We start from the raw sequence: 8,847 nt of genomic DNA on the forward strand, positions 1-8,847 counted from the left end.
ACGGAATTAGGTCGACCACTTACCCAAGTTACGCCTTAAATTTGGCTCAATTAGGGGCGCTTTGCATTTCAAATCTTTGTGCAACAAAGCCCTATAGATCTCATAACTTCATAAGTATCTAAACCTAATAATTCTCTAGGATCTTCTTCTAAATGGTCTTGAATAAAGTTTACGATCACTATAAATGAGTCGGAGATCATTTTTTGGACCGAGCCAGGTGAAGCCGTAGCATAGTAATGTTCTATATTATTTCTATAAGTTTGGACTTCATTTAGCTTTTTCCAATTTACGTTAATATTAAGACTTTTAAAACGCTCCTGTATTCCTTGTACATCTACAGTTTTTTTTCCTTCACCCACCCAAATAATTGAATCTATTTCAATTTTTGGGATGATTTTTTGTTTAATTAGAACTTCATCAGAACCATTTGGACTTAGTTCACTTAACTTATGTTTAAAAAGTAATAAAATTCCTGCAAATATGTTTCTAGTACAAGAAACATATCTTCTTACATCACTTGTAGCCATTTCATAGTCTTCAATCCCTAAAGATATTGAATCAACAGCATTCTGTAAGATTGACATTCTAGGACCTAACTTCAATTAAATTTTTCTAAAATTAATATAATACACGTTATGCTAATTCAAAAATGAGAGCTTAAGCTCCTATTTTTATCGATGATTTTTTAATTCTTTAAGCATAGCATCCCGTAAGATTTCATTCATACGTGTTTGATAACCTTTCCCTTGTGCTTTGAACCAAGCAAGCACATCAGCATCTAACCGAATTGAAGTTTGTTGCTTCACTGGACGGTAGAATTGATTTTGGCGTACAGCATTACTCCAGTCGGTAATTTCAGGAATATCTGATAGATCTAGGTGATCGTCAGGAACCGTTCCCTTAGCAAGCAAGCGTTTAATTTCAGCATCTTGCTTGTCGCTGAATTTTTCATTCAGTTCTTTGCGTGAGTGTCTAACCATGCTCATATTTATCTCGCTCCGCTTTAGTTACCTGTCTTGCGCTAATAATTCTTATGATTCCACAGTCATCTTCATCAAAGATGGTGTGAGCTACTAAGAGCATTAGTACGCCTTTTACTTTCCCAATGGTCTGCCAACGTTCTTCACCATCGGTATGTCTATCCTGGATTGAGATCCTCAGCGGATCATCAAAAACAAGGCTTGCCGTTTCGAAAGAGACATCGTGCTTTTTCTGATTCTTTCGATTCTTTGCTTCATCCCATTCGAAATACTGTTCCATAAAAACATTCAAATTTGTATATACAATAATGTATCACGAAATTGTATCACTCAAGTTGAGAAGCGTAATTTTTAGTCTGATTTATTGGCAAGAACTATCAAAATCGATCATAAAAAAGCTGACTTGTTTCAAAATCGGCTTTTTGGGGCACTGTTGCAAATAGGCTGACATGATAAGTTAAATATCTTATTTATTTCGAGATACAGCAGATGAATCCCTTCCACGGTCGGCACTTTCAAGGTGAAATCATTCTTTGGGCTGTTCGTTGGTATTATAAATATGGCATCAGCTATCGTGAATTTCAAGAAATGCTCGCTGAACGAGGCATAAATGTGGATCACAGTACAATTTATCGTTGGGTTCAGCGTTATGCTCCAGAAATGGAAAAACGGTTACGCTGGTATTGGCGTAATCCTACAGATTTACATTCATAGCATATGGATGAGACTTATATCAAAGTGAAGGGGCGATGGACTTACATGTATCGTGCAGTTGATCAACGTGGTCATACGATTGACTTTTACCTTTCCGCTAGACGGAACAGTAAATCAGCCTATTGTTTCTTAGGAAAGATCTTCAATACGGTGAAAAAATGGCAAATTCCACGGGTCATCAATACAGATAAAGCAGCGACCTATGGCCATGCTTTATCACGGTTAAAGCGAGAAGGAAAATGTCCAGTAGATATTGAGCACAAGCAGATTAAGTATAAAAATAATGTCATTGAATGTGATCATGGTAAGTTAAAGCGGATCATCAGGGCCACATTAGGATTCAAATCTATGAAGACGGCTTATGCCACAATTAAAGGTATTGAAGTCATGCGTGCACTACGTAAAGGACAAGCATCGTCATTTTATTATGGTCAGCCTCAGGGTGAAGTGTGTCTAATCAACAGGGTTTTCGGTCTCTAAGCTTTTTTGAAGGGAATATCATCGTCTCAAATCTCTATTTGCAACAGTGCCCAAAATAAGCATACAAAAGAAAAATAGCAGTATTAAACTGCTATTTTTGTTGTTTATTTAAATCGCTTTTAAAAAACAAACTCGATACCTGCACCATACAACCATCCTTTTTCTGAATTGGAAGCTTGTTGCATAGAAGTTAGCTTTTGTCCCTTTTCATATTGATAAGCTACATCAACAAAAGGTTTAATTCGTTTGGTAATCTCATATCTAGTTTTGATACCAGTTTTTAGTTCTGATAAACCTGATTTTGCAGCATAGTTAGAATCATCGCTAAATATTACATCTGCTTCGATATAAGGTTGAGTAATAAGTTTCTGAGTTAAAAGCAAATCACGTTCTAATTCAAAACTTGCTCCCCAAAAATTATTCTCACCGCCATAAAGATATGCTTGTGTTTCAAAGAAATAAGGAGCTAGACCTAATATACCAATAACCCCATCCACTCGATCGCTGCTGCTGTTATTTTTATCTTCACTATATCTTACCCCAGCTTGTACATCCCAAAATGGGGCTACGTTACGGCTATAAAGTGCTGATACAGCATATTTTGGATCATTACTTTCTGACTTTTCCGAATTGGCTTCAATAAATAGACGATTTTCATCTGTCCCAATCAAAGTTTCAAACTTCGTTCCTAGTGTACCCTTACCATCTTCATCAACTATCCATGCATTTTCAAGTTTTGTTGCTTGATAAATTTGTCCACCATGTTCTTTAAGATGATCATCATGAGATGGGGGTGATCTCTTTCTTGCGGTCAGAATAATATTATCTCCCCCATTTGCATTTTCCATTGAATAATATTCTGGATACAATTCTTGGGGGCTATATCTTAAGCCACCAGACTCCTGTAATAAGACTCTCATACCATTTGTAATATTACTTTCTTGTTCCGAAGTGCTGCTATTAGCAAAAGTTAAGTTTGATATACTTATTAATGCAATTGATAAGACTGTTTTTGAGAAGAAATTCTTAGTGATTTGCATGTGGATTTACTCCCTTCTCACTTATTGGGGGCTGAGCAACAATATTTTTTGAAACACTATCTTTGTCTACTTGGGCCACAATTAGTTTATTCATCATTCCTGCGCTCATATGGTAAAGCAGGTGGCAATGAATAGCCCACTCACCTAATTCATCGGCTGTAAGCAGAGTAGTTATAGTTTTCCCTGGTGGAACAATTACTGTATGTTTATTCGGCATACTACTAGGGTCTTGACCATTTTCAAGTTGCATAAACATTCCATGTAAATGCATTGGGTGAGCCATCATACTGTCATTTATAAATTTCAATCTAATCCGTTCACCATATTTAACTTCTAATGGCTCCGTTTCATTGAATTTTTTACCATTGATTGTCCAGATATAACGCTCCATATTTCCGCCAAGTCGTACTTCAATTTCGCGTTCTGGAGCACGAGTATCTTGTTGTTGGTCAAGAGCTTGAAGATCACTATATTGCAAAGCTTTTTTACCTACAGGGGTTGAAGCATTTGCCCATCCAAATACAGTATCGTCATTTGTATTTGATGAGTTTTTAGGAGCGGTATTCCTTGACATATCATGCTTCATATCTTTCATAGAAGACATATCATGATTCATATCTTTCATAGAAGACATATCATGATTCATATCTTTCATAGATGACATGTCATGCTTCATATCTTTCATAGAAGACATATCATGATTCATATCTTTCATAGATGACATGTCATGGCTCATCCCCATATCTTCCATAGTTAATAAAGCACGAGGGCGAGATTTAGGCATCTCAATTTGTTTGACTGCTGGGCTGCTTTCTTCATGTAATGTTCCCACTGAAAAACCGGTACGATCAATAGATTCAGCTTCAATTTGGTAATGTGCTTGTTTTGGTTCCACAATTACGTCATAAGTTTCAGCAGTACCAATACGGAACTCATCTACAGGAACGGGCTTTACAGGTTGACCATCAGCACTGACTACAGTCATTTTTAGGTTTGGAATGCGTACATCAAAGAATGACATAGCGGAAGCATTAATAAAACGAAGGCGAACTTTTTCACCAGCTTTGAAGTTACCCGTCCAATTTTGCTGAGGTGTCTTGCCATTCATTAAAAATGTATAACCAGTCACATCGGACATATCTGTTTTCAGCATTCGCATCTGATTCCACATAGAACGGTCTTGCCAAGTCGCTTTTAGCCCATCACGTTTAACTTGTTTTAATACATCGAATACTGTTTCGCGGCGGTTCTGATAGTAGTCTGCTTCTTTTTTAATATTTTTCATAATTTGATCACTTGTCGAATTATGAAAATCAGAAAGCAAAACAACGTAATCTTTATCGGTTTTTTCAGCAGCTGTTAGTGGAGTTTTATCTTTAGGATAAATAACAAAAGCACCATATAAACCGTCTTGTTCTTGTCCTTTACTATGTGAATGATACCAATAAGTACCATTTTGGCGGACTTTAAACTTATATTCATAAGTTTTATTAGGGGCAATGCCATTAAATTTGTTAAATCCAGGTACACCATCCATAATTCCAGGTAATAATAAGCCATGCCAATGGATTGAAGAGTCCTGATTTTTTAACTTATTGTGAACACGGATAACGGCCTCATCACCTTCTTCAAATTCAAGAAGTGGTGCAACGAATTTACCATTTACAGTAATTCTCTCAACTGGTTTTCCTGTGATATTTACAGTTTGTTCAGCGATTGTTAAATCATATTCTTTAACTGCCGCCATTACCCAAGTTGATGAAAATAAACCAACTCCAATTAAGAGTATATGACTTAACTTTTTTGACATTCTATCTCACCTTTAGAAAGGTCAAGATTGAAGTAATAAAGCAAATATTTAGTATAAACTTTAATACTTCTTTCTCGCTATTTATAAAATTATTTATTGCTACTAGGCATATTCATCTTTGAATGATCCATTTTAGAATGGTCCATATTCATCATAGAATGATCCATTTTTGACATGTCAGATGAGTTAGGAGACTGATGTTGACTATGATCTTGCTGAACTTTATTATCCTTGTTCATCTTACAAGGTTTAGAACACGGCTCTTGTGCTTTTTTTGCAGTTGTCACAGCATTAGATTTCGAATTTGATAGATCTTTTGCATCATTTGCCCAAGATTGAGTACCTGCGATTAATGCTCCCATGCACACTAAAGTAGTTAAGCTACGACGCAATACAGTTTTCATAAGTTTCTCTAAAATTAAGTTTCTTCGTATTATAATAAAACGCTTCACCGAACATCTGAGTGACTTGAAAATGACATTTTTGTAATCTATCTCAATCTTGGGTTTTATAAAGTTATTATAGGTTTAATGAATGACTTAGGATTCTGAGATGAGAATATTATTGGTTGAAGATGAACAAAAAACTGGTGACTATCTCAAACAAGGTTTATCCGAAGCGGGTTATATTACCGACTGGGTTACAGATGGATTAACAGGTAAACATCAAGCTCTTTCTGAAGAATACGACTTAATTATCTTAGACGTCATGTTACCCGGACTGGATGGTTGGAATATTATTAATGATATTCGTAAAAGTGGCAAAACAATGCCCATTCTATTTTTAACAGCCAGAGATCAGATAGAAGATCGAGTAAAAGGTCTAGAGTTAGGCGCTGATGATTATTTAATAAAGCCTTTTGCTTTTGCAGAGCTTCTTGCTCGAATCAAAACTCTCCTTAGACGAGGGCAGCAAAGAGAAGATAGTAATATTATTAAGATTGCTGATTTAGAACTTGATTTGAGAAAACGTCGGGTAACGCGAGCGGGTCAACGCATTGATCTGACGGCAAAAGAATTCGCGCTTATGGAACTTTTTATGCGTAGACGAGGTGAAATTTTACCAAGAGCGCTGATTGCTTCTCAAATTTGGGATATGAATTTTGATAGTGATACGAATGTCGTTGAAGTCGCTATTAAACGATTAAGAAGTAAAGTTGACAGTAACTTTACTCCCAAATTAATTCAGAATATTCGAGGAATGGGGTATGTACTAGAGGTAGAGGATGAATAATAATTTATTCAGAGCGATCAGTTTCCGGATCGGTATCATTTTCTCATTATCTACTATTTTCATTCTAATTATTATGGGTTTGTTCATAAATAAATTAGTAATGCATCATTTTGAAACTCAAGACCGTACCCAATTAGAAGGTAAAATCCAGCTTATTCAGAATCTTCTCCAACAGCATCCTAAAAATTCTCCAGAACTTAATCTTTATTTAAGAGATGCGTTAGTTGGACACCATGATCTTATGGTCCAAATAGAACGACCGACAGGCCAAATTTTATTTAGTTCAGCATCCTCAATCATTAATACTCAAAATTTAATCAAGTCAGCAAATAATTCATGGATTAAATGGCAAGTTCAAAATAAGACCTATCGTGGCATGATCTACACTACAGGTATAAATAGAAATTCTGAAATACAATCTGTACGAATTATTGTTGGGATCGATACATCAGAACATCTACATTTTCTAAAAGATTTTAAGCGTCAACTTTTGTATATTGGTTTGGCTGGTACAATTTGTTTAATGTTTTTAGGTTGGTTTGCAACCTGGAGAGGTTTAAGACCCGTGCAAAAAATGGCTAAGGTCGCAGAAGGAATTTCTGCTCAACATCTTTCAGAACGTTTAGAAGTTGAGCATACACCAACCGAACTAAAATCATTGGCAATCGCCTTCAATGCTATGCTGGACAGACTAGAGTCAGCTTTAGAAAAACTTTCCGATTTTTCATCTGATTTAGCACATGAAATTAGAACACCGATTAATAATTTAATGACCCAAACTCAAGTATGTCTCGCCCGTAACCGAGATATTGGTACTTATCAAGAAATACTATTTTCTAATTTAGAAGAATTTGAACGTTTGGCTCGAATGGTGTCCGATATGCTTTTCTTGGCAAAAGCAGAACATGGCTTAAATTTACAGAACTTACAGAATATTGACCTCATTAAAGAAGTTACCGCTTTATTTGATTTCTATGACGCTCTAGCTGCCGAAAAAAATATGACACTTCAACAAACAGGATCTGGCAATGTAAAAGGTGATCCTGCTATGTTACGTCGCGCACTCAGCAACCTATTGTCTAATGCAGTTAAATATGGAAACAAGAATTCTACAATACAGATAAAACTTCAACAGAATTTAGATAACACAATATTTTCAATTGAAAATGAAGGCCCTGAACTCTCTCCTGAACAACTATCCAGATTATTTGATCGTTTTTATCGAACAGATGCGTCTAGACAAAGAACAGAAGAAGGAACCGGCTTAGGGCTTGCCATAACAAAATCTATTCTTGATATGCTTGGGGCGACCATCCAGGCTGAATCCCTCAATGGTCGAATCATTTTTACCATTGTTTTTCAAAGTGAATCCATGCAAGGGGAATCGTTTTAACTCATTTTTTGAACATCCTCCATTTACCCGAGTTGACCTTACATAAAGCTCAAACTGAGAGCCAGAGCTACTCCAGCACCTATCATGGCAATTGTGTAGCCAATTATGATGGCTCGGCCAAACTGTGCCCCCCTGTCATCCATGCAATTGTCGCTTTGCTTAATATGTTGCTCAGTGTGGCCAGCCCTAGCGCGACAGCAGCCACATTTGTTGTTAAGCCTTCAGTACTATGCAGGCGGGCAAGTGAGACTAAAATAGCATCTACGTCTGCTAGCCCGGAAATAGTCGATAGTACGAAGATGCCGCTGGTGCCCAACCATTGTTTTGCTGCCGGAACCAAGACTGCCATGACAGCCAGGAAAGCAGCGAAGCTGAATGCTGTCCCAAGATCAAAAGGAGCCATTGCTTCTATTGTTCGATCGTTGTTTTCAGCGCTGGTAATTTGGCGTTGTCTCCACAGTGCCATACCCAGCAAAAGGATTCCCGCAATCATCATTGCACCACCAAAAGTGCTTAGAAGTGCGGGTTCAATGACGCCTATCAGTACAGCCATACGAAAAAACATGATGCCACAGGCAGCCAATGTTCCAGAAATAGCAGCACTGACCATGACGGGGTGCTGGCGTGTATAGCGTGCCAGTGCGACAGTTGCAGCTGTAGAAGATGCCAAACCACCCAATAGACCTGTCCAGAGTATGCCTCTTTCTGAACCGGTGAGCCGCATGGCAAAATGACCTGCCAGAGAGAGTCCGGCAATCAGGATCACTGCCCACCATAACTGGTAAGGATTTAATGCAGCAAAAGGTCCCATACCCGTATTGGGTAAGTAAGGTAATATAACGACAGAAAGTACCAGTAACTGTAGAGATGCGGTTAATTCACGATGTTCGATCAAGCGTAACCAACCATGTAAGGTTGGCTTGAGATCCAAAAATACAGCCACGATGACAGCCGCTGTTAATGCTAAAGTAACATTACCATGGGATGCATATGCACCTAGAACTAATGTCAACAGCATCGCGATCGTCGTGGTAGCGCTTAAATTACCGGAAATTTTTGCGGTACGCGCGTAGGATACCGTAAGTAAAAGGGAAAGCCCTAATAGGGGTCGTCTCAGGAAACGGAAAATATAGCACGCTAAGGATTTTCACTCCGACTTCTTTTAACGATATCCAACACGGTATTTTTGCTTAGATT

8 protein-coding genes and 2 pseudogenes are annotated in these 8,847 nt (G+C 37.5%); 3 read left to right on the plus strand and 7 right to left on the minus strand.

Going from position 1 to position 8,847, the window contains the following annotated elements; all coding sequences use genetic code 11:
* Positions 1 to 68: 68 nt before the first annotated feature.
* From MMO38_RS16350 to MMO38_RS16360, 3 genes are all read right to left on the minus strand, one after another.
* Positions 69 to 584 (minus strand): hypothetical protein, encoded by a 516-nt coding sequence (locus MMO38_RS16350; RefSeq protein ID WP_241324174.1) that lies wholly within the window; start codon positions 582 to 584, stop codon positions 69 to 71.
* An 87-nt stretch (positions 585 to 671) separates the two neighbouring features.
* A complete protein-coding gene (locus MMO38_RS16355; RefSeq protein WP_241324175.1) occupies positions 672 to 986 on the minus strand; it encodes a BrnA antitoxin family protein in 315 nt (104 codons plus the stop codon).
* Positions 973 to 1,260, minus strand: coding sequence for a BrnT family toxin (locus tag MMO38_RS16360; protein WP_241324176.1), 288 nt, complete (start codon positions 1,258 to 1,260; stop codon positions 973 to 975). Before MMO38_RS16360 ends, MMO38_RS16355 begins: the two co-directional genes overlap by 14 nt.
* 209 nt (positions 1,261 to 1,469) lie before the next feature.
* Between MMO38_RS16360 and MMO38_RS16365 the strand changes: the two are divergent.
* A pseudogene (locus tag MMO38_RS16365) lies at positions 1,470 to 2,174 on the plus strand (IS6 family transposase).
* Positions 2,175 to 2,293: 119 nt separating this feature from the next.
* On the opposite strand, the gene MMO38_RS16370 reads toward MMO38_RS16365, so the two are convergent.
* The 3 genes from MMO38_RS16370 to MMO38_RS16380 all read right to left on the minus strand — a co-directional run bounded on the left by MMO38_RS16370 (position 2,294) and on the right by MMO38_RS16380 (position 5,428).
* Positions 2,294 to 3,214, minus strand: coding sequence for a copper resistance protein B (locus tag MMO38_RS16370; RefSeq protein ID WP_241324177.1), 921 nt, complete (start codon positions 3,212 to 3,214; stop codon positions 2,294 to 2,296).
* A complete protein-coding gene (locus tag MMO38_RS16375; RefSeq protein WP_241324178.1) occupies positions 3,201 to 5,024 on the minus strand; it encodes a copper resistance system multicopper oxidase in 1,824 nt (607 codons plus the stop codon). The genes MMO38_RS16370 and MMO38_RS16375 overlap by 14 nt, the downstream gene beginning before the upstream one ends.
* Before the next feature lie 89 nt (positions 5,025 to 5,113).
* A complete protein-coding gene (locus tag MMO38_RS16380; RefSeq protein ID WP_241324179.1) occupies positions 5,114 to 5,428 on the minus strand; it encodes a hypothetical protein in 315 nt (104 codons plus the stop codon).
* A gap of 148 nt (positions 5,429 to 5,576) precedes the next feature.
* Between MMO38_RS16380 and MMO38_RS16385 the strand changes: the two genes are divergently transcribed.
* Positions 5,577 to 6,257, plus strand: a complete 681-nt coding sequence (locus tag MMO38_RS16385; RefSeq protein ID WP_005407402.1) for a heavy metal response regulator transcription factor — start codon at positions 5,577 to 5,579, stop codon at positions 6,255 to 6,257.
* Positions 6,250 to 7,650, plus strand: coding sequence for a heavy metal sensor histidine kinase (locus MMO38_RS16390; protein ID WP_086194808.1), 1,401 nt, complete (start codon positions 6,250 to 6,252; stop codon positions 7,648 to 7,650). Before MMO38_RS16385 ends, MMO38_RS16390 begins: the two co-directional genes overlap by 8 nt.
* Before the next feature lie 38 nt (positions 7,651 to 7,688).
* Here MMO38_RS16390 and MMO38_RS16395 read toward each other — a convergent pair.
* Positions 7,689 to 8,779 (minus strand): annotated as a pseudogene (locus tag MMO38_RS16395) (DUF4010 domain-containing protein).
* Positions 8,780 to 8,847: the final 68 nt, after the last annotated feature.

It is taken from the genome of Acinetobacter sp. NIPH 1852 (assembly GCF_022549455.1).
In the GTDB taxonomy this organism is placed as follows: Bacteria; Pseudomonadota; Gammaproteobacteria; order Pseudomonadales; family Moraxellaceae; genus Acinetobacter.